Origin of the sequence: Pseudogemmobacter bohemicus (genome assembly GCF_003290025.1) — a bacterium.
GTDB lineage: Bacteria > Pseudomonadota > Alphaproteobacteria > Rhodobacterales > Rhodobacteraceae > Pseudogemmobacter > Pseudogemmobacter bohemicus.
This window is the reverse complement of sequence record NZ_QNHG01000006.1, coordinates 173,577-199,723: the sequence shown is the minus strand read 5'-3', so window position 1 is coordinate 199,723 and position 26,147 is coordinate 173,577. Positions and strand designations below refer to the sequence as shown.

The 26,147-nt window shown below is 64.3% G+C and carries 24 protein-coding genes; 1 reads left to right on the top strand and 23 read right to left on the bottom strand.

Translation table 11 applies throughout. The features are described from left to right. From DRF71_RS28290 to chvE, 17 genes are all read right to left on the bottom strand, one after another. Positions 1–223: hypothetical protein (locus tag DRF71_RS28290; RefSeq protein WP_198672360.1), on the bottom strand; the 223-nt coding region annotated here is incomplete at its 3' end. A 140-nt stretch (positions 224–363) separates the two neighbouring features. Continuing rightward, positions 364–1,113 (bottom strand): acyl-homoserine-lactone synthase, encoded by a 750-nt coding sequence (locus DRF71_RS24905; RefSeq protein ID WP_112313149.1) that lies wholly within the window; start codon positions 1,111–1,113, stop codon positions 364–366. Positions 1,114–1,295: 182 nt separating this feature from the next. Then, complete coding sequence (locus DRF71_RS24900; protein ID WP_112313148.1) at positions 1,296–2,000, bottom strand: LuxR family transcriptional regulator; 705 nt, start codon at positions 1,998–2,000, stop codon at positions 1,296–1,298. A gap of 248 nt (positions 2,001–2,248) precedes the next feature. Further along, positions 2,249–2,869, bottom strand: a complete 621-nt coding sequence (locus tag DRF71_RS24895) for a 2-dehydro-3-deoxy-6-phosphogalactonate aldolase (RefSeq protein WP_112313147.1) — start codon at positions 2,867–2,869, stop codon at positions 2,249–2,251. Continuing rightward, complete coding sequence (locus DRF71_RS24890; protein ID WP_112313146.1) at positions 2,869–3,765, bottom strand: 2-dehydro-3-deoxygalactonokinase; 897 nt, start codon at positions 3,763–3,765, stop codon at positions 2,869–2,871. Before DRF71_RS24890 ends, DRF71_RS24895 begins: the two co-directional genes overlap by 1 nt. Continuing rightward, a complete protein-coding gene (locus DRF71_RS24885) occupies positions 3,762–4,742 on the bottom strand; it encodes an aldose epimerase family protein (RefSeq protein WP_232831676.1) in 981 nt (326 codons plus the stop codon). Before DRF71_RS24885 ends, DRF71_RS24890 begins: the two co-directional genes overlap by 4 nt. Before the next feature lie 20 nt (positions 4,743–4,762). Next, positions 4,763–5,593 carry an SMP-30/gluconolactonase/LRE family protein gene (locus DRF71_RS24880; RefSeq protein WP_112313145.1) on the bottom strand — a complete coding sequence of 277 codons (831 nt, stop codon included), beginning with the start codon at positions 5,591–5,593 and terminating at the stop codon, positions 4,763–4,765. After that, positions 5,590–6,564 carry a galactofuranose ABC transporter, permease protein YjfF gene (yjfF, locus tag DRF71_RS24875; RefSeq protein WP_112313144.1) on the bottom strand — a complete coding sequence of 325 codons (975 nt, stop codon included), beginning with the start codon at positions 6,562–6,564 and terminating at the stop codon, positions 5,590–5,592. The genes DRF71_RS24880 and yjfF overlap by 4 nt, the downstream gene beginning before the upstream one ends. Continuing rightward, on the bottom strand, positions 6,561–7,574 hold the full coding sequence (locus DRF71_RS24870) for an ABC transporter permease (protein ID WP_112313143.1): 1,014 nt from the start codon (positions 7,572–7,574) through the stop codon (positions 6,561–6,563). The genes yjfF and DRF71_RS24870 overlap by 4 nt, the downstream gene beginning before the upstream one ends. Further along, entirely contained in the window at positions 7,574–9,067 is a 1,494-nt protein-coding gene (locus DRF71_RS24865) for a sugar ABC transporter ATP-binding protein (RefSeq protein ID WP_112313142.1), read from the bottom strand. The genes DRF71_RS24870 and DRF71_RS24865 overlap by 1 nt, the downstream gene beginning before the upstream one ends. 82 nt (positions 9,068–9,149) lie before the next feature. Further along, positions 9,150–10,109: a galactofuranose ABC transporter, galactofuranose-binding protein YtfQ gene (ytfQ, locus tag DRF71_RS24860; protein ID WP_112313141.1), complete on the bottom strand. Its 960-nt coding sequence runs from the start codon at positions 10,107–10,109 to the stop codon at positions 9,150–9,152. Between the two features lie 93 nt (positions 10,110–10,202). Further along, positions 10,203–11,114: a Gfo/Idh/MocA family protein gene (locus tag DRF71_RS24855; protein ID WP_112313140.1), complete on the bottom strand. Its 912-nt coding sequence runs from the start codon at positions 11,112–11,114 to the stop codon at positions 10,203–10,205. Further along, positions 11,114–12,871, bottom strand: coding sequence for an L-arabinonate dehydratase (araD, locus tag DRF71_RS24850; RefSeq protein ID WP_112313139.1), 1,758 nt, complete (start codon positions 12,869–12,871; stop codon positions 11,114–11,116). Before araD ends, DRF71_RS24855 begins: the two co-directional genes overlap by 1 nt. A gap of 12 nt (positions 12,872–12,883) precedes the next feature. Continuing rightward, positions 12,884–13,873 carry an AraD1 family protein gene (gene araD1, locus DRF71_RS24845; RefSeq protein WP_112313138.1) on the bottom strand — a complete coding sequence of 330 codons (990 nt, stop codon included), beginning with the start codon at positions 13,871–13,873 and terminating at the stop codon, positions 12,884–12,886. 4 nt (positions 13,874–13,877) lie between these two features. Then, positions 13,878–15,065 carry a multiple monosaccharide ABC transporter permease gene (gene mmsB / locus DRF71_RS24840; protein ID WP_112313137.1) on the bottom strand — a complete coding sequence of 396 codons (1,188 nt, stop codon included), beginning with the start codon at positions 15,063–15,065 and terminating at the stop codon, positions 13,878–13,880. Beyond that, positions 15,065–16,618 (bottom strand): multiple monosaccharide ABC transporter ATP-binding protein, encoded by a 1,554-nt coding sequence (gene mmsA / locus DRF71_RS24835; RefSeq protein WP_112313136.1) that lies wholly within the window; start codon positions 16,616–16,618, stop codon positions 15,065–15,067. Before mmsA ends, mmsB begins: the two co-directional genes overlap by 1 nt. A gap of 102 nt (positions 16,619–16,720) precedes the next feature. Beyond that, a complete protein-coding gene (chvE, locus tag DRF71_RS24830; RefSeq protein ID WP_112313135.1) occupies positions 16,721–17,776 on the bottom strand; it encodes a multiple monosaccharide ABC transporter substrate-binding protein in 1,056 nt (351 codons plus the stop codon). A gap of 144 nt (positions 17,777–17,920) precedes the next feature. On the opposite strand from chvE, the gene DRF71_RS24825 reads away from it, so the two are divergent. After that, positions 17,921–18,883 carry a LysR family transcriptional regulator gene (locus DRF71_RS24825; RefSeq protein ID WP_112313134.1) on the top strand — a complete coding sequence of 321 codons (963 nt, stop codon included), beginning with the start codon at positions 17,921–17,923 and terminating at the stop codon, positions 18,881–18,883. Here DRF71_RS24825 and DRF71_RS24820 read toward each other — a convergent pair. From DRF71_RS24820 to DRF71_RS24795, 6 genes are read right to left on the bottom strand one after another with little or no spacing between them, the layout of a single operon-like run. Continuing rightward, entirely contained in the window at positions 18,859–20,166 is a 1,308-nt protein-coding gene (locus DRF71_RS24820; RefSeq protein WP_112313133.1) for an amidohydrolase family protein, read from the bottom strand. The genes DRF71_RS24825 and DRF71_RS24820 overlap by 25 nt on opposite strands. Before the next feature lie 9 nt (positions 20,167–20,175). Beyond that, on the bottom strand, positions 20,176–21,120 hold the full coding sequence (locus DRF71_RS24815; protein ID WP_112313132.1) for an ABC transporter permease: 945 nt from the start codon (positions 21,118–21,120) through the stop codon (positions 20,176–20,178). Beyond that, positions 21,117–22,166 (bottom strand): ABC transporter permease, encoded by a 1,050-nt coding sequence (locus tag DRF71_RS24810; RefSeq protein ID WP_112313131.1) that lies wholly within the window; start codon positions 22,164–22,166, stop codon positions 21,117–21,119. The genes DRF71_RS24815 and DRF71_RS24810 overlap by 4 nt, the downstream gene beginning before the upstream one ends. Further along, on the bottom strand, positions 22,156–23,685 hold the full coding sequence (locus DRF71_RS24805; protein WP_112313130.1) for an ABC transporter ATP-binding protein: 1,530 nt from the start codon (positions 23,683–23,685) through the stop codon (positions 22,156–22,158). The genes DRF71_RS24810 and DRF71_RS24805 overlap by 11 nt, the downstream gene beginning before the upstream one ends. Then, on the bottom strand, positions 23,682–25,079 hold the full coding sequence (locus tag DRF71_RS24800) for an amidase (RefSeq protein WP_112313129.1): 1,398 nt from the start codon (positions 25,077–25,079) through the stop codon (positions 23,682–23,684). The genes DRF71_RS24805 and DRF71_RS24800 overlap by 4 nt, the downstream gene beginning before the upstream one ends. A 6-nt stretch (positions 25,080–25,085) precedes the next feature. Next, a complete protein-coding gene (locus DRF71_RS24795; protein WP_112313128.1) occupies positions 25,086–26,078 on the bottom strand; it encodes a BMP family protein in 993 nt (330 codons plus the stop codon). Between the last annotated feature and the right edge of the window lie 69 nt (positions 26,079–26,147).

The window sequence follows — 26,147 nt, the reverse complement described above, 5'->3', positions numbered from 1 at the left end:
TCTCTCCCATAGCCAGCAGATCGTCACGCAGCATGTCGGCCTCATTATCCGCCTGGGCATCGCCGCCCGCCAGATATAGTTCCCGAAAGATAAGCAGCGCGAAAAACGCTCCGGTCAGCACCCAGACCAGCGCCGCCATGCCGGTTTCCAGCCCCAGGGCCAATGCGATCAGCCCATGGATCAGCCCGATTATTCCGCCGGCCACGATTGCGATCACTGCCATCGTCTGTCCTCCCGTGTCGGTTCCGACCCCGGCATCAGTTCCACTTTCTGCGGTTCCAAACGAATCTTACCGCCTCCTGACGTCCCCAAAGGGGTTACGGTCACTGCCGGCTCAGGGATGCCGGCAGTGACCGTCTCCGATCATCCTGGAACGTGACCCAGGCCGATCACCGGGCTGAGGGCAACAGAACTGGTCTGACCGGGGAGCACTGTCACCTCTCTGTTCTTCAGCCCGTTCTGGGCAGTCACTGGCCTGAGCTCCAGTGCCGCCGCATCAGTCAGCACCACATTATCATGCAGTGCCGCGAAATTGCGGACCCGGCCGATCCGCTCATCCGTGCAGTCAAGCAAGGCGGCCAGAGCCGAAACCTTGCCCATCGGCTTGACCGTGCCGACATAATCATAAGGCGCGTTATCCGAGCGCTTGAGCACCCGGTTCATCACCGGGTCGATCACGGTGATGATGTCCGAGATACCGGCATCGCGGCAGGTCTCCAGCGTGGCGACCATCAGTTCGCAGGTGGCGCGGGATACGGTGGTATCCGCCCCTTCACGCGACAGCCTTGCTGTATCGACACAGAATCGGGTCGATTCCCAGATCCGCGAAGAGCGCAGCGGCGCCTCGCCATCAAGAATGGCGCTGAACACATCGGACAGCATATGCGGGCCTGTGGTCTGCAACAGGCGAACGCAGGAAATCACCTCGCCCTCGACATCGAGCCCCACAATGTAAAGCGGGTCGAGATGATCGAAACGGTCGATCTCGCGCCCGTTTTCAATTGTCACTTCCCAACCAAGGCGATCACTGAAAACCCGGGCACGCAGCCGGTACATATCGTCGAGAATGTCTTCAAACAGATGTCTGTTTGCCGCGTCGATTACGATGATCATGGCAACCCCCGTTGTTCATGTAAGCCGAGGTTAACCAGAGGTTGTGGTCGCCGATATTCGGGAAATCCCGTACTCGCGAAAGTTTTCTACCGCTGTCCCTGTCCGCTGTGCATCGAAAACGGGCCATGGCAGAGGCGCGGCCAGCCGCCAGGGGCCGGTCGCCTGTCCCGCAAGCGGGGTTGTCAGATCGGGTAGATCAGATGCTGCGCGATGGCCCTGGCAATTGCCTGGGCGGTGGTCAGCGAAAAGAGCTTCTCGCGTGCCGAGCGCAAATGCACCTCGACCGTGCGATGCGAGATATTCAGGATATCGGCAATGTCCTGCTGAGTCTTGCCGGCCGCCGTCCATTGCAGGATCTCGATCTCGCGCGACGAGAGCGGCGTACGGCGCAGAACATTCGAGAAGGCGTCGGAATTCATCACCGCATCATGCATATGCACCGCGATGGATTGCAGATCACCGATCGAATGGGCGATCATCGCACGCCATTCATGCTCATCGGTGTCGCGGGTGACGCTGAGCATGCCGGTATCGCCAAAAGGCCCGCGCACCGGAATGGTGACACCGCGATCCGAGATACCGAATTCGCGGGCGGCACAGAAAACCAGCCGGAAATTGTCGCTCTGTTCGATACGCGACCAGTCAATCGGCGCGATGCTGCGCTGCGCGATCCTGAGCGTCGGGTCGATCAGATGATAGGCCTGGTGGGTATAATGGCGCTTCCACTCTTCCGGATAGGTCACATAGCCATGCATGGTGCCCGCAACCGGGTTGGAACCCAGATAGGCGACATGATCGAAACCAAAACGATCCCGCACCTGCTCGAGAAAGCAGTCGAATTTGCCAGCCTGGCCAGCAACCTCGCTCAGATCGATGAGCTCCGTCATGGTCCCTTTTCCGATATAAGGATGATACAGTCGTACAAGCCTAGCGTTGCGCCTCACAGAGGGTTAACGCAAGTTAAAAAGCAACCTCTGACCGTAATGTTTCCAGATTGTGGCGGCGCTGTCCACTCCCTGCGGGAATAAACCGCAGGTAATACGACAGATAATCCATTCAATCGTAAGGGGTTTTACTGGCCATGGTCGCGCCCCGCCGCGAAAGCCGGTTTATGCGGCATATGCGGATGCCAGGCTCAGCCCGGCAGAGCCGCGATATAATCCCGCGCTTTCCCGCCGGTTTCCGCAGCGCTTTGCCCCGGGCGGTAAAGTCCCGATCCAAGGCCAAAGCCATTGGCCCCTGCCGTCAGATAGGCAGCCATGGTCGCAGGCGAGACGCCGCCCACCGCCAGCATCGGCATCGTGACCGGAACCACCGCGCGCAGCGCCCTGACCGCCACGGGGGGAATGATCTCGGCCGGGAAGAGTTTCAGGAAATGCGCTCCGGCGGCGATGGCCGAGAAAGCCTCGGTCGGGGTGGCGACACCGGGGCCATAGATCAGCCCGGCCGCCCTGGTCGCCGCCGCCACCTGAAGGTCGATATTCGGCGCCACGATCAGCCGTCCGCCGGCCTGCACGACATTTTCCACATCGCCTGCGGTCAGGACCGTGCCGGCACCGATGATCGCATCCTTGCCATAGGCAGCGCTCAGCGCGGCGATGCTATCCAGCGCGGAAGGCGAGTTCAGCGGCACCTCGATCAGGGTAAAGCCGGCTTTGACCAGCGCGCCAACATGGTCCAGCGCCTCTTCGGGCCGCAGCCCGCGCAGGATCGCCACCAGCGGGCAGGCCGCAAAAGCCTTTGCAAAATCCACCATCAGATCAACCCTCCGCGTTTCGCGATTTCAAAAAGCCCGCGCCGGTTCATGCCCTCGGGCGCGACCGTGGCCCTGATACCGAAGGCGGCAAAGGCGCGGCCATAGCGTGAGGCCAGATCGCCGCGCCCGATGATGGTGACGGACACGCCCTCTGGTGCGGTTTCCAGCCCGGCCCGGATCTCATCGCCGATCAACAGGCCCGAGAGGTAATCCGCGATCTCGCCGGGCGCGAGCCGCCCCATCAGCGCGAGGCTGCGGGCCGAGAAAGCCCGCGCCATCAACGCGCCGGGTGCTTTCGCGGCCCCGACCCCGCGCAGGAAAGCCGCATCCGAGCCTGGACCCGGCCCGATCAGCCTGCCAAGGATCGAATGCTGGCGCAGAATGGCGAAAGTCTCTCCGGTCATGCAGGTGCTGAGGCCCCGGATCTGGCCGCCCTCCACCTGCACCCATTTGCTATGGGTGCCGGGCAGAATGTAGAGCCCGTCGCCGCCGCCTGCCGCGATCTGGCCGATCACCTCGGTCTCTTCGCCGCGCATCACATCGGGAAAGGCGCCCTCGGGATCTGACACTGCGCCGGTCACGAAATACAGCCGATGCCCGCCCCGCGAGCGGTGGCCGACCAAAGCGCCCGCCAGCGCCCCCGCATCCAGCGGCAAGGGCAGATAGGGCGTCTCAACCCAGCCGTTTCGGCTGGTGATCATGCCGGCAGCGATCACCGGCGCGCCCGATCCCAGCCAGGGCGCCAGCGCGGTCTCGAAAGCGCTGTCGAAATCGCCCTCTGGCACGGCGAGGATCCCCTGCCCCGCCTCGGTCGCGGCCAGCACCTCGCCCCCGGGACCAAGCGCCCAGGCGCGGAAACTGGTCGTCCCCCAGTCGATGGCAATCAGCGCAGTCATCTGTAAAACCTGTACCGGGTCATCGCGCGATAGGTCTCGCCTGGACGCAGGATGGTATCGGGGAAACCGGCCTGGTTGACCGCATCCGGCCAGAGCTGCGTTTCCAGCGCGATCCCGGCATAGCCATCATACCGCCTGCCGTCCAGCCCCGGCAGCCCATTGAAATGGCGCCCGTCATAGATCTGAAGGCCCGGCTCGGTGGTCTCGACTTCCATGCGGATACCGCTCTGGCCCTTCAGCACGGCAACCGGGCGCAGGGGTTGGCGGGCGATCGCGAGACAGAGGTTGTGGTCATAGCCCGAAGACCCGATCCTGCGGGCGCTGCGAAAGTCGAACCCGGTGCCCTCGACCGGCGCGACATCGCCGGTGGGGATCAGGCCGGCATCAACCGGCAGCCAGTGATCCGCCGCCACCTGCAGCTGGTGGCCCCGGATATCGCCGCTGTCATCCAGGCAGAAATAGCCGTGATGCGCCAGGTTCACCGGCGTCGCCGCATCGCTGGTCGCGCTCAGATCAAAGCTCAGCGCATCGCCCGCCACCGAGATCGCGGCCCGGATCGACAGCTGCCCCAAAAAGCCCATATGCCCGTCTGGCAGCAGCAACGAGAATACCACATGATCGGTGCCGATATCTTCCACCGCCCAGATATGGTGGTGGATACCGTCCTGGCCACCATGGAGGAAATTCGCGCCCTCATTGGCATCGACGCGGATCTCGCGGCCATCCAGTAAAAAGCGCGCCGCTCCGATCCGGTTCGCGACCCGCCCGACCAGGGCGCCGACATAAAGGCCCCCGGCGAAATAGGGGGCAAGGTTCGGGAAGCCCAGCACCAGCGGATGCGCGACACCCTCCAGCCGCAGATCCTGCACCGTGGCGCCCAGCGTCAGCAGCGTGGCGGAAAGCCGGGGCCCGCGCAGCCGGATCGCCTGCACCGGACGACCATCGGGCAAGGTGTCGAAAAGCGAGATCTGGGTCACGGGGTCTCCTCCGGCGCTGTTCAAAGGATCACCTGCGGTTCGGGCAGGCCGCGAAAGCCGGGGCGCACCAGCCAGGGCAGGCCCTGATGCATGTCGGGCGCCTTGATCCCCTCGCGCGCGGTGGTGACCAGCATATCCCCCAGATCCGCGCCGCCAAAGGCCGGGCAGGAGGCGTGATGCCCGCCCACCTTCACCGCATGGCTGCGCCGGCCGTCGGGGCCGTAGCGCATCACCGCCCCTGCCCCCCATTTCGCGATCCAGAGCCCGCCCTCGCTGTCGACTGTGGCACCATCGGGGTTCAGCCCCTCGGCATTGAGGTCGAGGAAGATCGCGCGCTCCCCCTCGGGCCAGCCCTCTGCGTCCAGCTTCTGCGACCAGACGATCCCCCGCGCGGTATCCGCGAACCAGGCGCTGCGGCCATCAGGTGCGAAACTGATCGCATTCGGGATGGAAATATCGGTGAAAAGCCGCTCCACCCGGCCCCGGAAATAGCGGTAGATCGACCCCGCGCCCGGCTCGGCGCGCTTGCCCATAGTGCTGAACCAGAAGCCGTTCTGGCGGTCGGCGCGGCCATCATTCGACCGGGTCTCCGGCCGATCGGCCTCGATCGCGATATGATCGGTCAGCGCGCCGTTTTCCAGGTTCAGGATCGCCAGCCCGGTCTCGGTCGCAACCATGAGCCGGTCCCGGTCGATCACCGCCGCCGCCGAGGCCATGCGGTCGAACCGCCATTCGCGCCCCGGCGACAGCAGCCGCCGGTTCAGGATATCGAACCAGAAGAACTGACCGCGCAGCTGATGCCAGAAGGCACCCTCGCCCAGCTCACAGATACGGGTGTCAAAGGGGATCATGCCGCGCCCCCGGCCAGCCTTGCCTCGGACAGCTTCACCAGCCCTTTTTGCAAGAGGATGAAGATCAGCAGCAAAAGCCCGATCACGATCCGCGTCCACCAGGACGAAAGCGAGCCGTCAAACACGATATAGGTCTGGATCAGCCCCATGGTCAGCACCCCGATCAGCGTGCCGAACATGTAACCGGCGCCGCCCGTCAGCAGCGTACCGCCGATCACCACGGCCGCGATGGCGGTCAGTTCTGTCCCCACCGTCGCCAGCGAATAGCCCGAGCCGGTATAGATCGAGAACACGATCCCCGCCATGCCCGACATCAGCCCGGAAAAGGCATAGACCAGCACGGTCGTGCGGCCCTGGCGCACCCCCATCAGCCGCGCCGTTGCCTCGCCGCCGCCAAGCGCATAGACAGAGGCTCCGAACCGGGTTTTATGGGCGATGACGATGCCGATGGCGAAGGTCACCAGCATCAGAACCCCGATCAGCGTCAGGCGCCCCTTGCCGGGCATCAGCCAATAGGCGCTGGTCAGGCTCTGGTAGAATTCATGCGTGATCGGGACCGATTCAATCGACAGGAGGTAAGCCGCGCCCCGCGCAAGGAACATTCCCGCCAGCGTGACGATAAAGGCGGGCATCGCGAGCCGGTCGATCAGCCAGCCCATCGCGGCACCGTAAAGGGTGGTCAGCACCAGCAATATCGCAAACACCATCAGCGGATGCAGGCCAGTATCGCGCAGCACAATGGCGATGAAGACCCCCGAAAAGGCGATCACCGATCCGACCGAAAGATCAATGCCGCCCGACAGGATCACCAGCGTCATCCCGACTGCAACAATGCCCAGATAGGCGTTGTCCGTCAGCAGGTTACCAATCACCCTGGTCGACAGCATATTGGGAAACTGCATCCAGCAGATCGCCCATCCGACCAGAAAAATCGCGATGGTCACATAAAGCGGCAATGTGCGGGCATTCATTGGCCGGCCCCCTTCGGTTCACGGCCCCGGCGCAGTTCCTCACGCCAGAAGGCCCATTCGCGCGCGATCCGCGGCGATTGCAGCACCAGGATCACCAGCACCAGCACCGCCTTGATCACAAGGTTATATTCCGAGGGAAAGCCCGCCAGCCTTATCCCTGAGGAAATCGTCTGGATGATCAGCGCGCCAATCACCGAGGCGGCGATCGAGAACCGCCCCCCCAGCAAAGAATTCCCCCCGATCACCACCGCAAGGATGGCGTCCAGCTCCAGCCAGAGGCCGGCATTATTGGCATCGGCGCCACGAATATCGGCGGTGACGATCAGCCCCGCCAAAGCGGCGCAAAGCCCCATCGCCATATAGACCGCGATCAGCAACACCGTCGCATTTACCCCCGCCACGCGCGAGGCCTGGCGGTTGATCCCCACCGCCTCGATCAACAGCCCAAGTGCCGTACGGCGCATCAGCGCCGTCACCAGCACGGCGGTCGCGAACCAGATCCAGGCCGCCACCGGCAGGCCGAGGAAGCTACCCGATCCGATATAGGCAAAGGCCGGATCGGTGAAGGTGAGGATGCGCCCCTCGGTGATCAGCTGCGCGATGCCGCGCCCCATGGTCATCAGGATCAGCGTGGCCACGAAGGGCTGCACACCCACAATCGCCACCAGCGCGCCATTCCACAGCCCTGCCGCCAGCCCCGCCAGCAGCGCCAGCGCAAGGGACAGCGGCAGGCCATAGCCCGCGCTGATCCCATAGGCCGCCACCGCGCCGCAAATTGCCATGATGGTGCCGACCGAGAGGTCGATGCCCCGCGTCGCGATCACCAGCGTCATCCCCACCGCCAGCAGCGCCACCGGGGCCGAGCGCTTCAGAATGTCGATCACCGGCCCGACCAGCCGCCCGTCATTATAGCTGACCGACAGGAACCCCGGATAGAACACCGAAACCAGCGCCACCAGGGCTGCCAGCGCAATCAGCTGCGGTGCGATACGTTTCAACAGATCCGGCATCAGCCCCCCTCCCCGCCTGCGATGGCGCGCATGATGCGCTCACCCGAGACGGCCTCGCCTGTGAGTTCCGCGATATGGCGGCGGTCGCGCAAGACGATCACCCGGTCCGCCACCGCCACCAGTTCATCCAGCTCGGATGAGATCACCAGCAGCGACATGCCTTTGGCGACCAGCTCATGGACCAGATGCAGGATCTCGGCATGGGCGCCGACATCAATGCCGCGCGTCGGCTCATCCAGAATCAGAAAGCGCGGATTCATCGCCAGCCAGCGCGCCAGCACCGCCTTTTGCTGATTGCCGCCCGAAAGGTCGCCAATCCGTTTCTCGCGCCCCGAGGTGCGGATATCGAGCCGTTTGATATAATCGTCGGCGATGCGGTTCTGTTCCGCCCGCGCGATGGGCCGTGCCCAGCCGCGCCTTGCCTGGAGGCCCAGAATGATATTCTCGCGGATCGAGAGATCGGCGATGATGCCATCGGTCTTGCGATCCTCGGGCGCAAAGCCAAAGCCCGCCGCAATGGCGCGGGCGGGCGAGGACAGATCCAGTTTCCCCGCCTGATCCTTCGCCTCTCCGCCCGTCGCGGGTTTCAGCCCGAACAGCGCCTCGGCGCTTTCACTGCGCCCTGACCCCAGCAGACCGGCAAGGCCGACCACCTCGCCCTCGCCCACGACCAGATCAAAGGGCTCTACGGCGCCGCGACGGCCAAAGCCCTGAAAAGACAGCATTTCCGGACGCGGGCCGCGATCCGCCGGGCGCGAATGCAGCACCTCATCCTGCAAGGTCCGGCCCAGCATATGTTCGATCAGCTTCACCCGGTTCAGGCTGGCCGTGTCTTCGGTCGTCACATATTGGCCATTGCGCAAAACGGTGACGCGGTCGGTCAGGTCAAACACCTGATCGAGGAAATGCGACACGAAAATGATCCCGAGGCCACGCTCCCGCAGCGAGCGCACCACGTCGAACACCATCCGCACCTCGGCGGCATCAAGGCTGGCGGTCGGCTCGTCGAGGATCAGCACCTTGCCCGACAGCGACACTGCGCGGGCAATCGCGATGATCTGGCGGATCGCCACCGAATAAGAGCCCAGATCGCGGTCGACATTCAGATCAAGCCCGTATTGCGCCAGCAGCGCCTTAGCCTCCGCCCGCATCGCGCGCGACGAGATCAGGCCAAAGCGCCCCGGCTCACGCCCGAAGAGAAGGTTCTGCGCCACAGTCAGATTGGGCAGCAGGTTGACCTCCTGATAGACGGTGCCGATGCCCAGATCCTGCGCCTCGACGGTCGAGCGCGGCGCGATTTCCGCGCCGTCCAGCGTGACGGTGCCGGCATCGCGGCTATAGGCGCCGGTCAGGCATTTGATCAGCGTCGATTTACCGGCGCCGTTCTCGCCCAGCAGCGCATGGACCTCACCCGCGCGCAGGTCGAAATTCACCCCGTCCAGCGCTTTGGTGCCGGGGAAAGTCTTGGTCAGCGACCGGATGGAAAGCAACATCGTTCAGGCCCCCCCGCGCCTCGCAGGCAAAGCCTGCGCGGATAAAAGGCGGCAGGTAATCACAGCCTGCCGCCGTCATCACTCAGTAACCGAGATCTTTGCGGGCTTCGTACTGACCGGCCGGATCATCCGACTGGGTGTAAAGCTTCGACTCGGTCTGGATGAATTTGGCCGGCTCGGTGCCGTCTTTCCAATAGGCTTCCAGCGCGTCATAGGCCGGGCCTGCCATATTCGGGGTCAGTTCGACCGTCGCATTGGCCTCGCCATCGGCCATCGCCTTGAAGATATCCGGCACCGCGTCGATCGAGACCACCAGGATATCGGTGCCGGGCTTCAGGCCGGCTTCCTTGATCGCCTGGATCGCGCCGACCGCCATATCGTCATTATGGGCGTAAAGCGCGCAGATATCCTTGCCGCCATTCTCGGCCTGGAGGAAGCTTTCCATGACTTCCTTGCCAAGGCTGCGGGTGAAGTCACCGGTCTGGCTTTGCACGATCTTCAGGTTGTCATAGCCGGCGATGCCCTGCTCGAACCCTTTCTTGCGGTCGATGGCGGGCGAAGACCCCGTCGTCCCCTGCAATTCGACAATGCGGCACTCCCTGTCGCCAACGGTCTCGGCGAGCCATTTGCCGGCCACTTCGCCCTCATGCACCAGGTTCGAGCCCACGGCGGTCAGGTAAAGCGACGGGTCGCTGTCAACCATACGGTCCAGCAGCACGACCGGGATCTCGGCCTCTTTCGCCTCTTGCAGCACAGCGTCCCAGCCGGTCGCCACAACCGGCGCGATCAGGATCGCGTCAACGCCTTGCGCGATGAACGAGCGCAAAGCCGCGATCTGGTTTTCCTGCTTTTGCTGCGCATCCGAGAATTGCAGCTGGTAGCCGCGCTCTTCCGATTGCGATTTGGTCAGCGAGGTCTCGGCTGCGCGCCAGCCCGATTCCGAACCGATTTGCGAAAAGCCGATCACCTTGTCCTGCGCCGCAGCGGCCCCGGCTCCGAGTGCAACAATGGCAGCACCTGCCAGCAAAGTTCTGATGGTCATGTTTTCCTCCCTCAAGGGTTCTGGCCGGTCCTCTTCCGGCCGTGGTCGTCACCGGGGTTGTCACCCCGGATCCAGGTCCTGGCCCTGCCGGGCTCAGAATTCGAAAGGCGCAACGGTAACGCGCTGCCCCAGCGTGAAGGCATCGGCCACCAGCACCATCGGGCGCAGATCGACATCCCTGCCGCCCGCCCGCACAAGGGCCGCCATCCGTGCATAAAGCGCCGGATATTCGCCCATGATCGTATTCTCGCCGCCGGCTGGTTTTCCGTTGATCTCCAGCAGGTTGCCACCCATCCGCAGCGCGATGCCGCCCGCATCGGTGGCAAATTCCATATCCCAGGTCTGCGGGCCTTCCTGGCGGAAATCGAAATCCGCGGTGATGCCTTGCGCGAAACGCAGCCGCGCGGCAATCGGGGCCTGGCGGTTGGCGGGGAAGTCCAGCTCGGCGCCGGTCAGATGCAGCGGAACCGGCAGGATTTCGGTCAGGATCGAGAGCGCATTGATGCCGGGATCAAACACCCCCATACCGCCCGCCTCGAAAATCCAGTCCTGGCCCGGATGCCATTTGCGGACATCCTCGCGCCAGGTGATATGGCCGGATTTCACGACCTTACCCGCAAGCCAGGCCTTCGCCGCTGCCACCGCCTCGGCCTCGCGCGAATGCCAGGTGGTGTAGAGCGTGACACCCTTTTCCCGCGCCAGCGCCTCCAGCGCATGCACCTCAGCGAGGCTGGCGCCAGGCGGCTTTTCCAGCATCACATGCCGCCCGGCTTTCAGCGCCGCCTCTGCGGCAGAAAAGCGCGGCACCGGCGGCAGGGCCAGCGAGACGACCTCAATATCGGGCCGCGCCGCCAGCATGTCTTCGATGCGCGTGAACGCCGCGACACCCGGAACCGTGCCCGAACGCGAGACCGTCGCCGCCAGCTCCCAGTCGGCGCTCGCGTTCAGCGCCGGCACATGCTGGTCAAGCGCGATCTTTCCGATGCCGACGAGTGCGACTTTCATCAATGGCTGTCCTTACCCACATCGCGGCCCCGGCAGCCTTTCAGGAAATCGAGATCCGCGCCGGTATCCGCGCCGCCGACATGGGTGTGATGCAGCCAGGCATAGCCCGAGGCCGGGCGCTCTGCCGGAGGCGTCCATTCCGCAAGCCGCGCCGCCAGTTCCTCGTCGGAAATCTCCAGCACCAGCGACCGGTTCGGGACATCAAGCGAGATCATATCGCCATCCCGCACCACCGCCAGCGGCCCCCCCGCCGCCGCCTCGGGCGAGGTATGCAGCACCACGGTGCCATAGGCCGTCCCCGACATCCGTGCGTCGGAGATCCGCACCATATCGGTGATCCCCTTGCGCAGAACCTTGGGCGGCAGGCCCATATTGCCAACCTCTGCCATGCCCGGATAGCCTTTCGGGCCGCAATTCTTCATCACCATCACACAGGTCTCGTCAATGTCGAGCGCCTCGTCATTGATCTTCGCCTTGTAGTCGTCGATGTCTTCAAACACCACGGCGCGACCGCGATGGGTCAGAAGATGCGCGCTGGCCGCCGAAGGCTTCAGCACCGCGCCTTTGGGGGCCAGATTGCCCTTCACGACCGCAATACCGCCCTGCGCGGTCAGCGGTTTGTCGGCGGGCAGGATCACGTCTTCGTTCCAGTTGCGAACGTCTTTGACCTCGTCCCAGATCGTCTCACCCGAGACGGTCAGCGCGTCCTTATGCAGCTTCCCGGCCTCGCCCAGACGTTTCAGCACCACCGGCAGACCACCGGCATAGAAGAACTCTTCCATCAGGAACTTGCCCGAGGGCATCAGGTTCACGATGGTCGCCACATCGCGCCCGCAGCGGTCCCAGTCATCCAGCGTCAGGTCGATCCCCACCCGGCCCGCAATTGCCAGCATATGCACGACAGCATTGGTCGAGCCGCCAATCGCGCCATTGGTGCGGATCGCGTTTTCAAACGCCTGTTTCGTCATAATATCCGAGGGTTTCAGGTCGTCCTTGACCATCTGGACGATCCGCCGCCCTGACATCTGCGCCATGACGCGGCGGCGACTGTCCACCGCCGGGATCGCGGCATTCCCCGACAAAGCCATGCCAAGCGCCTCGGCCATCGAGGCCATCGTCGAGGCCGTGCCCATCGTATTGCATGTGCCGGTCGAGCGGCTCATCGAGGCCTCGGCCTCAAGGAAATCCTCCTGGGTCATCTCGCCCGCCTTCACGGCTTCCGAGAATTTCCACAGATGGGTGCCCGAGCCCACCCGCTCGCCCCGGAAATAGCCGTTCAGCATCGGCCCGCCGGTCACCACGATCGAGGGGATGTCGGTCGAGGCCGCGCCCATCAGGAGGGACGGCGTGGTCTTGTCGCAACCGACCAGCAGCACGGCGCCGTCAATCGGCTGGCCGCGCATCTGTTCCTCGACCGCCATGGCGGCGATGTTGCGATACATCATCGCGGTCGGGCGGAAGGTGTTCTCGGATGCAGAAAACACCGGCACCTCGACCGGGAAGCCGCCGGCTTCCCAGATCCCCGCCTTCACCTTTTCCGCAAGGTCGCGCAGATGACCATTGCAGGGCGTCAGGTCGGACCAGGTGTTCATAATGCCGATGATCGGGCGACCATCGAACAGATCATGCGGATAGCCCTGGTTCTTCATCCAGCCGCGATGGTAGATCGTATCGCGCGAGGTGCCGCTATACCAATGGGTCGAGCGGAGCTTGCGGGGCCACGGCGCTGGCTTGAACGGAGCGGGCTTCTCGGACATTGCGAGTGACTTTCAGAGAGGGGTAACAGTGACCGGCCCGATCTCGGCCGGGCGCTGATCAAGGGGGTTCTCCAGGGCTGCACCGAATTCGGGCGCCGAAATCTGCCAGATATCGCCCGCTTCGGTGCGGATGCCGTCGGCAAAGCTGAGCGTGGCGGTGCCGAAGAAATGCACATGCACATCGCCGGGCTGGCGGAAGAGATCATATTTGAAGTGGTGATGTTCCAGATTCGCCACCGAATGGGACATATTGGCCTCGCCCGACAGGAACGGCTTTTCCCAGATCAGAGTGCCCTCCCGGATGATGCGGCTGGTGCCCTGGATATCCTGCGGCAGATCGCCGAGCAGCATCTCGGGGCCATAGCTGGCAGGCCGCAGCTTCGAATGCGCAAGCCAGAGGTAATTGCCGCGCTCCGTCACATGGTCGGAAAACTCATTCGCCAGCGCCCAGCCCAGCCGGTAGGGGGTGCCATCGTCGCCGATCAGGTAGAGGCCGGCGATTTCAGGCTCTTCGCCCGCATCCAGCGCGCAGCCCGGCGAGAGCAGCGCGGCGCCAGGCGCGACGGCGTTATAGCCATTCCCCTTGTAAAACCATTCCGGTTGCACGCCGATGCGGCCATCTGCGGGCTTGCCGCCCTCCAGCCCCATGCGAAACATCTTCATGCTGTCGGTCAGCGTATCGGGATCGGCTTTCGCATGCATCGAATTGCGCGTCGCCGCCGATCCGAGATGCGTCAGCCCGGTGCCGGTCAGATGCAGATGCGCCGGATCGTCGTGATCGACCGGCAACAGCACGCGGCCACCGGCCAGAGCTGCCCCAAGATCGACCACTTCGCCCTCGCCCCGGGAAAGCGCCTCTGCGATCAGGCTGCGCTTTGCCGCAATCGCGGCGCGGGCAAGCCCGGTCACCGTCTCCGCGCCCGGCAGGATGCGCGCGGTCTCTCCCTGGCGGAACACCACCGCGCGGCTGCCGTCAGTCTGGCGGATTTGCGAGAGGAACATCGGTTCAGCCCCGTTTCTGTTTGCTGTAAATGTCGAACCAGACCGCCGCGAGCAGCACGAGGCCCTTGATCATCTGCTGGAAGTCGATGCCGAGATTCATCATCGACATGCCCATATTCATCACGCCCATGATCAGCGCCCCGATCACGACGCCCACGATGGTGCCCGAACCGCCCGCCATCGCCGCCCCGCCGATAAAGACCGAGGCAATGGCATCCAGCTCGAACCCGACGCCGGCCTTTGGCGTCGCCGAATTCAGCCGCGCCGTGATCAGCATGCCCGCCAGCGAGGCCAGCACACCCATATTCACAAAGCAGAGGAACACCATGCGCTCGGTCCGGATGCCCGAGAGTTTGGTCGCCTTTTCATTGCCGCCAAGCGCATAGATGCGGCGGCCGGCAACGGTGTTTTCGGTGAAGAATGCATAGATCACCGTCAGCACCACCAGAAGCAGCATCACGACGGGAAAGCCGCGAAAGCTTGCCAGTTGCCAGCCGACAAAGCCGATGGCCAGCGCCACCACCGCCATGCGGGTGATGAAAAGGCCCATCGGCTCGGGGCTGATGCCGAAACCGGCATCGCGGGCGCGGGCGCGCAGACCCAGCCAGCAAAGCGTCAGGATCGCCGCGACCGAAAGGATCAGCGTCAGCCCATGCGGTTTGCCGATGCCGGTGATATCGGGCAGGTAGCCATTGGCCATGAACTGGAATTCGCGCGGGAAGGGTCCGATATTCTGGCCGCTGAGCATCCACATCGTCGCACCGCGAAAGACCAGCATCCCGGCGAGCGTCACGATGAAGGACGGGATCCGCCAATAGGCCACCCAATAACCCTGGGCCGCGCCGATTGCCGCGCCGACCAGCAGGGTCGCGGGCACCGCCGCCCAGACAGGCCAGCCCAGCGTGACGATCAGCCAGGCCGCCACCGCCCCGGTCAGCGCCGCGACCGAGCCGACCGAGAGGTCGATATGGCCCGCCACGATCACCAGCAGCATGCCAAGCGCCAGAATGATGACATGGCCGTTTTGCAGGAAAATATTCGCGATATTCACCGGCTGCAGAAAGTTCACCGGCTGCTCGCGCAGCTGCAGCAGGATGGTGAAGAAGGCCACAATCGCCAGCAGCGCCAGCAACATGCCGTTTTCGCGCAAATGCCCGCCCAGATGCGCGCGAATTCCCTTTTCTTCCGACATCAGGCCACCCTCTCCCCGCTCGTCGCGCCATCGCGCAGGACCCCATCCCTGAGAATCATCGCCATGATGGTCTCCTGGCTTGCCTCGTTCCTGGACAGTTCACCAATGATCCGACCCTCATTCATCACACAGATCCGGTCGCACATGCCCAGAAGCTCCGGCATCTCCGAGCTGATCATCACCACCCCGCGCCCCTGGGCCGCGAGGTCGTTCATAATGTTGTAGATCTCGTATTTCGCGCCGACGTCGATGCCGCGCGTGGGTTCATCGAGGATCAGCACATCCGGCCCGGTAAAGAGCCATTTCGACAGCACCACCTTTTGCTGATTGCCGCCCGAGAGATTGCCCACCTGCTGGAACACCGAGGGCGTGCGGATCCGCATCGCCTTGCGGTAGCCTTCGGCCACCTGGGCCTCGCGGCCATGCGAGAGCACACCACGATCCGCGACGCCCTTCAGATTGGCCAGCGTCACATTCTTTGCAATCGGCTCGGGCAGGATCAGCCCAAGCACCTTGCGGTCTTCGGTGACATAGGCCAGCCCGGCGCGGATCGCGGCAGAGACCGTGCTCAGATCAGCGGGTTGACCCTTGAGCGTGACCTCACCCGTGATATTGCGCCCGTATGAGCGGCCGAAGAGGCTCATCGCCAGTTCCGTCCGCCCCGATCCCATCAGGCCGGCAATGCCGACGATCTCGCCGCGCCGCACGGTGAAAGCGGCGCCCTGGATCACCTGGCGCGCCTGTTCGGGATGGGTGACGGACCAGTCCTTCACCTCCATCAGCACCTCACCGATATTCGGGGTTCGGGCGGGGTAACGGTTTTCCATATCGCGCCCGACCATATCGCGGATGATACGGTCTTCGGTGATCTCGTCCTGGGTCATGGTCGAGACGGTCGAGCCGTCGCGGATCACGGTGACCCGGTCGGCCACACGGCGGATTTCATTCAGCTTGTGGCTGATGATGATCTGGGTGACGCCCTGGGCTTTCAGCTCCAGCATCAGATCCAGCAGCTTGGCGCTGTCATTTTCCTGCAAAGCGGCGGTCGGCTCATCCAGGATCAGGAGCCGCACCTCTTTCGCCAGCGCCTTGGCGATCTCGATCAGTTGCTGCTTGCCGACGCCCAGCTTGCCCACCGGCGTCTGCGGCGTCTCTTTCAGCCCGACTTTCGCCAGAAGATCCGTGGTTCTCGCCCAGGCCTCGGGCCAGCTGATCACGCCCCGGCGCGCGACCTCATTGCCGAGAAACATATTCTCGGCAATCGACAAAAGCGGCACCAGCGCCAGCTCCTGGTGGATGATGATGATGCCCTTCGCCTCGCTGTCGCGGATCGAGCGGAAGCTGGCAAGGGCACCGTCATAATGGATATCCCCCTCATAGCTTCCGGCCGGATAGACGCCGGAAAGCACCTTCATCAGCGTGGATTTTCCCGCACCGTTCTCGCCGCAGATCGCGTGGATCTCGCCGGCCTCGACGCTCAGGTTGACCTGATCCAGCGCCTTCACACCGGGGAAAGTCTTGCCGATGCTGCGCATTTCCAGAAGCGCGGTCATGCTAAATCTCCGGGGCTGGGGGAGATAACCGCGCCAGCGGCTCCGGGGAGTGCGGAGGCGGCGCGGTCAGTGTCTTCCTGTCTGCGGCTGCGGAAGTCAGGCTTACTGAACGTCTTCTTTTTTATAGTAGCCCGAGCCGACCAGCACCTCTTCCCAGTTCGCGGCATCAACCGCGACCGGCTCCAGCAGATAGGACGGCACCACTTTGACGCCATTGTCATAGGTAGCGGTGTCGTTGATCTCCGGCTCGCCGCCTTTCAGCATCGCATCGACCATGCCGACGGTGACGCGGGCCAGTTCACGGGTATCCTTGAAGACGGTGGAATATTGCTCGCCGGCGAGGATCGACTTCACCGAGGGCAGTTCCGCATCCTGGCCGGTGACAATCGGCATCGCCAGATCGCCCGAACCGTAACCGACGCCTTTCAGCGACGACAGAATGCCGATCGACAGCCCGTCATAGGGCGAAAGCACGCCATTCACCTGCTTGTCGTTGTAATTGGCCGAGAGGATGTTATCCATCCGCGACTGCGCGACCGCACCATCCCAACGCAGCGTGCCGACCTTATCCATGCCGGTCTGGCCCGAGCCGATCACGATGGAGCCGTCGTCGATCAGCGGCTGCAGCACCGACATCGCGCCGTTGTAGAAGAAGAAGGCGTTGTTGTCGTCGGGCGAGCCGCCGAACAGCTCTACATTCCAGGGCTTCGCATCCGGGAAGCGCTCTTTCAGGCCCTTCACCAGGCTTTCGGCCTGCTGCACGCCAACCTTGAAATTGTCAAAGGTGGCGTAATAGCTGACCGCATCGGTGTCGCGGATCAGGCGGTCATAGGCGATGACCTTGATGCCGGCGGCCTGGGCGTTTTCCAGCGCATTCGACAAGGTGGTGCCGTCAATCGAGGCGATCACCAGCACGTCGACGCCCTTGGCGATCATATTCTCGATCTGGGCCAGCTGGTTCGGAATATCATCTTCGGCATATTGCAGATCGGTGTCGTAACCGGCGGCCTTGAACTGCTCGACCATGGAATTGCCGTCGCCGATCCAGCGGGCGGACGATTTGGTGGGCATGGCGATGCCGATGGTCTCGGCCATTGCACCGAAAGCAAGGAACGAGGCGCTGATCGCCAGTGCGACCGTGGCGGCTTTGAATGTCATGTCTTCCTCCCTTTGGGTCCCTGGCCGCGCCTGGCAGCCGATTCCCTCGTTGCGCCGTTCCTCCAACGGCTCAGACGGGAGACTAGCTTTTCACCCGTATGATGGTAAAATTACATCTTACGCATTCTGCATATCGGAAATGATATGGATAAGCCTCTTCCCCGCCTGATGCTGAAGCCGACCCAGCTGCGGCTGATCCATGAGATCGCGGAAAGCGGCCAGTTGCAGCTGGCATCCGAGGCGGTGGGGATGACGCAACCGGCGGCCTCGCGCATGCTGGCCGAGACCGAACGCCAGATCGGCAGCGCGCTTTTTCTGCGCCAGCCCAAAGGGATGGAGCCGACCGAGGCCGGCCTGGCCGTGCTGCGCCGCGCGAGGGTCATCCTGCGCGAAATGGGTTCGATGGCGACCGAGCTACGCCATCTGAGGGAAGGCCATAGCGGCTCGGTCCGGATCGGCGCGGTGACCGGGCCGGCAGTGCGCCATCTGGTGACCGCCGTGCGCGAGGTGAAAGAAACCTCTCCCGGTGCCGATATCACCATCGACGTGCTGCCCTCGCGCGATCTGCTGACCCATCTGGCGGCGGGCGAGATGGATTTCGTGCTGGCCCGGATCCTGCCGGAATTCGACAGCCGCGATTTCAACATCCTGCCCTTGCAGGATGAAAAAGTCGCGCTGCTGGCCCGGGCCGGGCATCCGCTGGCGCGGGCGCCGGTCGTGACGCTGGCCGAGCTGCAAAGCTATGAATGGATCATGCAGCAGCGCGGCGCACCGATCCGCGAAGCGGCTTTGGCGGCCTTTGCCGGGCTGGGGCTTTCAGAGCCCTCGAATGTGGTCAACAGCCCCTCGACCCTGCTGACCCTCGCCTATCTGGTGCAGACAGATGCGATTGCGCCCCTGTCGGATGAGGTGGCGGCGTTGCTGATCCGCCCGCCGCTCAGTGCTGGATTCGTCACGCTGCGCACGCCGGGCGATATCCGGGTCTCGCGCTATTATCTGCTGGATCTCAAGCGTCGCCCGCTTTCGCCGCTGGCGCTGCATCTGCGCGAAAGGCTGCTGGCCAGCGGCGTGGCAGGCCCTGCTCAGCCCTTGCTTGGCGGCAGGTAATCCAGCCCCGGATCAATCTGCGCCGGCCGCCCCGGCAGGCTCAGCGCAGGCAAACGCGGCGCGCATTGGCTGATCACGCGCCCCTCGCGCAGCACATAAAGCCGGGTCGGTTTCAGACGGATCGCCTCGGTCACATCCGCCGCCTGAAGCACGACAAGGTTCGCCTTGCAGCCCGGCGCGATCCCGTAGCCGTCAAGCCCCATCGTTCTGGCCGAATTCACCGTCACCGCGTCAAAGATCTGCTGTTTCTCGGCAATCCCGCCCATTTGCCCGACATGAACCGCCATATGCGCGACCTCAAGCATATCGCCTGACCCCATCGAATACCAGGGATCCATACAGCAATCCTGCCCCAGCGAGACATTGACCCCTGCCGCCATCAGCTCGCGCACCCGCGTCATGCCGCGCCGTTTCGGGTAACTGTCGTGCCGGCCTTGCAGCATGATATTGATCAGCGGGTTCGGCGTCGCATTCATCCCCGCCTCGGCGATCAGCGGGATCAGTTTCGAGACATAGTAATTGTCCATCGAATGCATTGAGGTCAGATGCGAGCCATTGACCCGCCCCTGCAACCCGAAACGGATGGTCTGGGCCGCCATGGTCTCGACATGGCGGCTGAGGGGATCGTCGGTCTCGTCGCAATGCACATCGACCGGCAATCCGCGATCCGCCGCGATGCGGAACAGCGCCTCCAGCGAGGTGCGGCCCTCTTCCATCGTGCGCTCGAAATGCGGGATGCCGCCGACGATGCCGACGCCCATATCCAGCGCCCGCTCCAGCGATTTCGCGCCCTCCGCCGCGCGGAAATAGCCATCCTGCGGAAAGGCGACCAGCTGCAGGTCGATATAATCCTTCACCAGGTCCTGCACCTCCAGCATCGCCTGCGCGGTGACCAGTTTCGGGTCCGAGGTATCGACATGGGTGCGGATGTGCAAAAGCCCCTGGCTCACCGCCAGATCACAGTAGCGCAGCGCGCGCTCCACCAGCGCCTCACGGGTCAGCGTCGGGCGCAGCTCGCCCCAAAGCGCAATGCCTTCCAGCAGCGTGCCCGAGGCATTCATCCGTGGCAGGCCCAGCGAAAGCGTCGCATCCATATGGAAATGCGGGTCGCAAAAAGCGGGTGAGACCAGCCTGCCGGCGGCCTCGATCACGGTGCCGGCTCCGGTGCCGCTTTCGGGGGGCAGGTGCTTCTCCACCGCCGCGATCACACCCTTCCGGATGCCGATATCACAGCCTTCGCGGCCATCGGGCAGATTGGCGCCCCGGATGATAGTGTCGAACATGGGGACTCCTTAACGCTCGCCGCGCCGATAGGGTTGCATCAGAGCCTGGGGCACGCGGGCGCGCCGCGCCATCAAAGCCAGCGCCAGGATCGAGAGGATGAAGGGGGTCATCAGGAAAAGCTGATAGGGCACCGCGCCGCCGATCACGGTTTGCAGCCTCAGCTGGAACGCGTCGAAAAATGCAAACAGCAGCGCACCGGCCAGCGCGCGCCCGGGCCGCCAGGAGGCAAAGACCACCAGCGCGATGCCGATCCAGCCGCGCCCCTGGATCATGGTCGGGATAAAGCTGTCAAAGGCGGAAAGGGTCAGAAAAGCGCCCCCGGCCGCCATCAGGCCCGAGCCAAAGATCACCGCGCCATAGCGCATCACCATGGGGTTGATGCCCTGGGCCTCGGCCGCATGCGGGTTCTCGCCGGTCATGCGGATGGCAAGGCCAAGCGGCGTGCGGAACAGCGCCAGCGCCATCACGATGGCCAGCACAATCGCAACCCAGGTCGGCGCGGTCTGGGTGAACAGCGCCTGACCCAGCCAGGGCAGATCCGAGAGGCCAGGAATATGCAGCGGCTGGAAGGGGATGATCTTGGGGGGCGTCCCTTCGACGGGAACCAGCAGGCGGAAGAGATAATAGCTGAAGGAAGACGCGAAAAGCGTGACGCCAAGGCCGGAGACATGCTGTGACAGCCCCAGCGTCACCGTCAGGCCGGCATGCAGCAGCCCGAACACCATCCCCGACAGGCAGGCGACAAATAACCCGGTCCAGAGATCCGCCCCGTTCCAGACCGCGAACCAGCCGATCATGGCGCCGAAGGTCATAATCCCCTCGATCCCAAGGTTCAGCACGCCTGCGCGCTCGCATAAAAGCGCGCCGAGCGTCGCGAATATCAGCGGCGTCGCGATCCTCAGCACCGCCGCCCAGAGCCCCGCCGAGGCGAGTATGTCCCAAAGCGCGCTCATCTGCGGATCCTGTATTGGGTGAAGAAGATCGCAACCAGCATGCACAGCAAAGACAGCGCCACGGTGACATCCGCGATATAGCTCGGCACCGCCAGCGAGCGGCTCATCGCATCGGCCCCGACAAACATCACCGCCGTGAACAAAGCGGCCAGCACCACGCCCAGCGGGTTCAGCCCCGCCAGCATCGCGACCACGATCCCCGAATAGCCATATCCCGGCGACAGCTCGGTGGTAACGTAAGAGGTGATCCCCATCACCTCGACCGCGCCCGCAAGGCCCGCGAGGCCACCCGACAGCATGGCGACCAGCACCAGCGTGCGGCCAAGCGGCACACCGGCAAAGGCCGCGCCCGACGGGTTGAGGCCAGCCGCGCGCGATTGCAGCCCGAAGGCGGTGCGCGCCTGGATGAAATGCACCACGAAAGCCACCGCCACCGCCACCAGAAGGCCGATATGCAGCCGCGAGCGCGGGATGATCTTCGGCAGTTCCGCCTCCGGCGCCACCGGCACCGATTGCGGCCAGCCGAAGGCCAGCGGGTCCTTCAGCACCGTGTCGATCAGCATCGACACGAACAAGAGCGCCACGAAGTTCAGAAGCAGCGTCGTCACCACCTCATCGACCTGGAACCGCAGCCTGAGCCAGAGCGGGATCAGCAACAGCACCATCCCCGCCAGCGCTCCGGTCAGGAACAGAAGCGGGATCTGCACCACGCCCGGCAGGCCGCCGAAAAGATGCGCGCTGGCCGCCGCGACGGCAATGGCGCCAAGGTAAAGCTGCCCCTCGGCCCCGATATTCCACAGCCGCGCGCGAAAAGCGACCGCTGCCGCCAGCCCGGTCAGGATCAGCGGCGCCGCGCGCGCCAGCGTTTCGGTCGCCGCCAGTTTCGAACCAAACGCGCCGGTCAGAATCTTGCCGAAAGCGGTAAGCACCGGCGCTCCGGCCAGGGCAATCAGCCCGCCGGCCAGCGCCAGCGAGACCGCCACCGCGATCAGCGGCGTCAGAAGCGCCAGCGCCGGCGGTATCTGTTCGCGCCGCTCAAACCGCATTCGCCGCCCCTTCCCGTTCACGGGCCCATTCGCCGGCCATCATCAGCCCCAGATGCCGGGCATCGACCCGTTCGGGCGAGACCGGCGGCGACAGCCGGCCGCCGACAATCGCCTGAATGCGATCCGCCAGCGCCATCACCTCGTCAAGGTCTTCCGAGATCAGCAGCACCGCCGTGCCCGCGCGCCGTGCCTCCAGGATGCGCGCGTGGACCGCCGCCACCGCGCCTTCATCAAGGCCCCGCGCCGGCTGGGCAGCGATGAGGATCTTCGGATGTTCGATCAGGTTCCGCCCGAGGATCAGCTTTTGCATATTCCCACCCGACAAAAGCCGGATACGGCTGGCGGGCGTGCCGCCGCGCACATCGAACCCGTCAATGATGCGGCGGGCGAAATCCATCCCCGCCTTGCGGTCGACAAGGCCGCGGCGGGTGAATTCCGGCAGGCGCTCCAGCACCGCATTTTCCCAGATCGCCATCTCGCCGATCACGCCGTCATGGGTGCGGTCTTCGGGGATGCGGCCGATGCCGGCCTCGACCACCTCGCGCACCGACATGTCACCGATGGGCCGGCCAAAAAGCGTCATCTCCCCCGCGCTGCGTCGCGCAAGGCCACCGACCAGCCGCGCAAGCGACGCCTGGCCATTGCCCGATACGCCGATGATCCCCAGCACTTCGCCTTCGCGCAGATGGAAATCGACCGCTTTCAGCCGCTCGACGCCCGCCTCGCGCAGGGTGACCGCTTTCGCCTCCAGCACCACCACGCCCGGGGTTGCCGCCTCCCGCAAGGGCCGCGTCACCGCCCGCCCGACCATCAGCCCGGCGAGTTCCGCCTTTGAGGTCTCCATCGCGCGGCGCTCTGCCACCACGCGCCCCCCGCGCAGCACCACCACCCGGTCGGCCGTATTCATCACCTCATCCAGCTTATGCGAAATGAAGATGATCGAGAGCCCCTGGCGTGCCATATCCTTCAGTGTCGCGAACATATGTTCGGCTTCCAGATTGGTCAGAACAGCGGTCGGCTCGTCCAGCACGAGGATCTTTGCGTCATTATAAAGCGCTTTCAGGATCTCGACCCGTTGCTGTTCGCCGACCGAAAGATCGCCCAGCCGCGCCTCCGGCACGACCTTCAGCCCGAACCGCGCGGAAATCTCCATCAGCCGCGCCCGCGCCTTCGCCTTGTCGGACCAGGGGCGCCAGAGGCTCTCGGTGCCGGTCATCACATTTTCCAGCACGGACAGGTTCGGCGCCAGCGAGAAATGCTGATGCACCATGCCGATGCCTGCGCGGATCGCAGCCCTGGGCCGACCCGGCGGCAAAAGCCGACCCATCACGGAAATATGCCCGGAATCAGGGGTGTAATGGCCGAACAGCATCGACATCAGCGTGGTCTTGCCGGCCCCATTCTCGCCCAGAAGCGCGATGATTTCGCCGCGTTCCAGGCTCAGCGAAATCGCATCATTGGCCAGTGTCGCACCGAACCGCTTGCTGACCTGCGAGATATCGAGAACGGTTTCGCTCATGTCAGCCCCGCGACGGGAAAGGGATGGGTCCAGCGCTCTTCTACCTCCAGCCGGGCGGCGATTGAAAGCAGCCGCCGCTCCTGCCCCATCGGCGCGATCAGCTGCACCGGCAGCGGCAAACCGGCCTCATCAGCACCGAATGGCAGCGTGATCGCGGGCGCGCCAGAGATATTGGCAAGGCTGGCCAGCGGGGCGAAACGGGCCATGCGGTCGAAATGCAGATCGGTGTCCGAATGATCGGTCGGAAAGGCACCCAAAGGCAGCGGCGGCCCCGCCAGCATCGGCGTCAGCAACAGATCGACCCCGTCGAAAAACCGCCACAGGTCCCGCGCTACAAAGACCATATCGTTCAGGCTGGCCCAGAGCGCGGTCACCGGCATCGCCAGCCCGCGCGCCACTACCGCCTGGGTCATCGGCTCTGCCAGCGAGAAATCCAGCTGCGAGGACAGTTCCGCCAGATTGATCGAGACCACATCGGCAAAGACCCTGGCCGAGCGCACCGCCAGATCCATCACCGCCTCGCCCTCCAGCGGGCGGATGCGATGGCCGTTCCTGGCCAGAACCCGCGCCGCCGCCTCAACGGCTTCGATGCGGCTTTCGTCGATGGGCCAGGGGCCGGTTTCGGTGACAAGGCCGATGGTCAGCGGCCCCGATTTCGCCTCTTCCAGCAGCGGGCTCGCGAAAGGCACCCTTGTGCCGCCAATGGTGCAGGCGGCAAAGATCGCCTCGGCATCGCGGACCGAGCGGCAGATCGCCAGCTCGCTTGCAATGCCTCCAAGGTGATTGCCAAAGCCCGGACCGCCCGGCACCGAGCCCCGCCCCGGCTTCAGCCCAACAAGGCCGCAGGCCGCCGCCGGCACCCGGATCGAGCCACCGGCATCGGTCGCATGCGCAATCGCCGCGATCCCGACAGCCACCGCCGCCGCCGCACCGCCCGAAGACCCGCCGGGCGACAGATCCGGGTTCAGCGGGTTTCTGGCCACCGGCCCGATGGCAGGTTCCGAGGCCAGCGACAGGCCGAATTCCGGCACCGTGGTCAGCGCGAAAGGGCACAGCCCCGCCGCCCGGAACCGCGCCGCAAGCTGGCTGTGTTCGCCCATCCCCTCACGCGGGAACAGCGCTGACCCGGCCGCGACCGGAAAGCCCAGAAATGGCGCGCCAAGGTCTTTCACGACCAGTGGCACGCCGCCAAAAGCCGCATAGCGCTGCGGCGCATTGCCGGGAAGCGCGTCGAATTCGCCGGCCAGCGCCCGCCCGCGCGCTTTGTTCAGATGGGCCAGCGCGCCAAGACCGGCGCGCGCCTCTGCCTGCGCGAAAGAGGCCTCCATCGCCTCTGCCGCTGTCAGATGACCCCGGCGGATCGCCGAGGCCAGTCCTGTCGCATCTGACCCCATCCAGGCTTACTTCGGCTCGTCGAAGTTCTGCGGCACGGTGAAGGAGCCGGCCTTGATCCCGGCCCGGACCTTCTCCATCGCGGCCTCGGCATCGGCAGGCGCAACGCCGGTCACATAGGAAATATCGCTGCCGCCCTCTTTCATCAGGCCGAAGGGGGTATAGTCCTTGCCGGTCGGATTGCCTGCCGCCACATCGGCGACGATGGCGTTCAGAATCGGGCGGAAGCCCCAGAGCGCATTGGCGAAAACCGTGTCGGGATACATCGGCGTATAGTCGATCAGCGAGCCGATGGCCTTGATGCCCCGCTCTTTCGCGGCATCTGCGGTGCCGATCCGCTCGCCAAAGAGGATATCCGCTCCGGCGTCGATCATGGCAAGCCCCGCCTCGCGCGCTTTCGGCGGGTCAAAGAAGGTGCCGATCCAGGATACCAGCAGCCTGGCATCGGGGTTGACCGCCTTCACGCCCTCACCGAAGGCATTGATCAGCAGGTTGATTTCCGGGATCGGCATGGCGCCGACCGAACCCACCACATTCGACTTCGTCATCTTGCCGGCCAGCATCCCGGCCAGATAGGCGCCATCATAATTCCAGGTGCCGAAAGTACCGAAATTATCCCCCTCCGGCCCGCCGGACGAGCCCATCACAAAGGCGGTTTCCGGGTAATCGGCGGCGACTTCGCGGCCCTGACGTTCAACCGGGAATGTCTCGCCGATGATCAGCTGGTTGCCGGCTTCGGCATATTCGCGCATCGCGCGCGGGTAATCGGTGGCCGAAACCCCCTCCGAGAAGGTGTATTCAATCGCACCCTCTGCCGCCGCCTCAAGCAACGCCTTATGCAAGACCGAGTTCCAGGCGTTTTCCACCGGCGAGCCATGCACGCCCGCGACCTTTACCGCCGTCGCGGCATAGGCGGGCCGCAGCACAGGCAGCGAGGAGGCGCCGAGGATCAGCCCCGATTGCAGAAGAAAGCGGCGTGAAAGACGAAGATCCTTTGTCATGTTTACCCCCTGTGGCCGGACATGTTGCTCTCACAGTGGTGAGAGCCAGAGGCCCGCAAGTCAACGGTT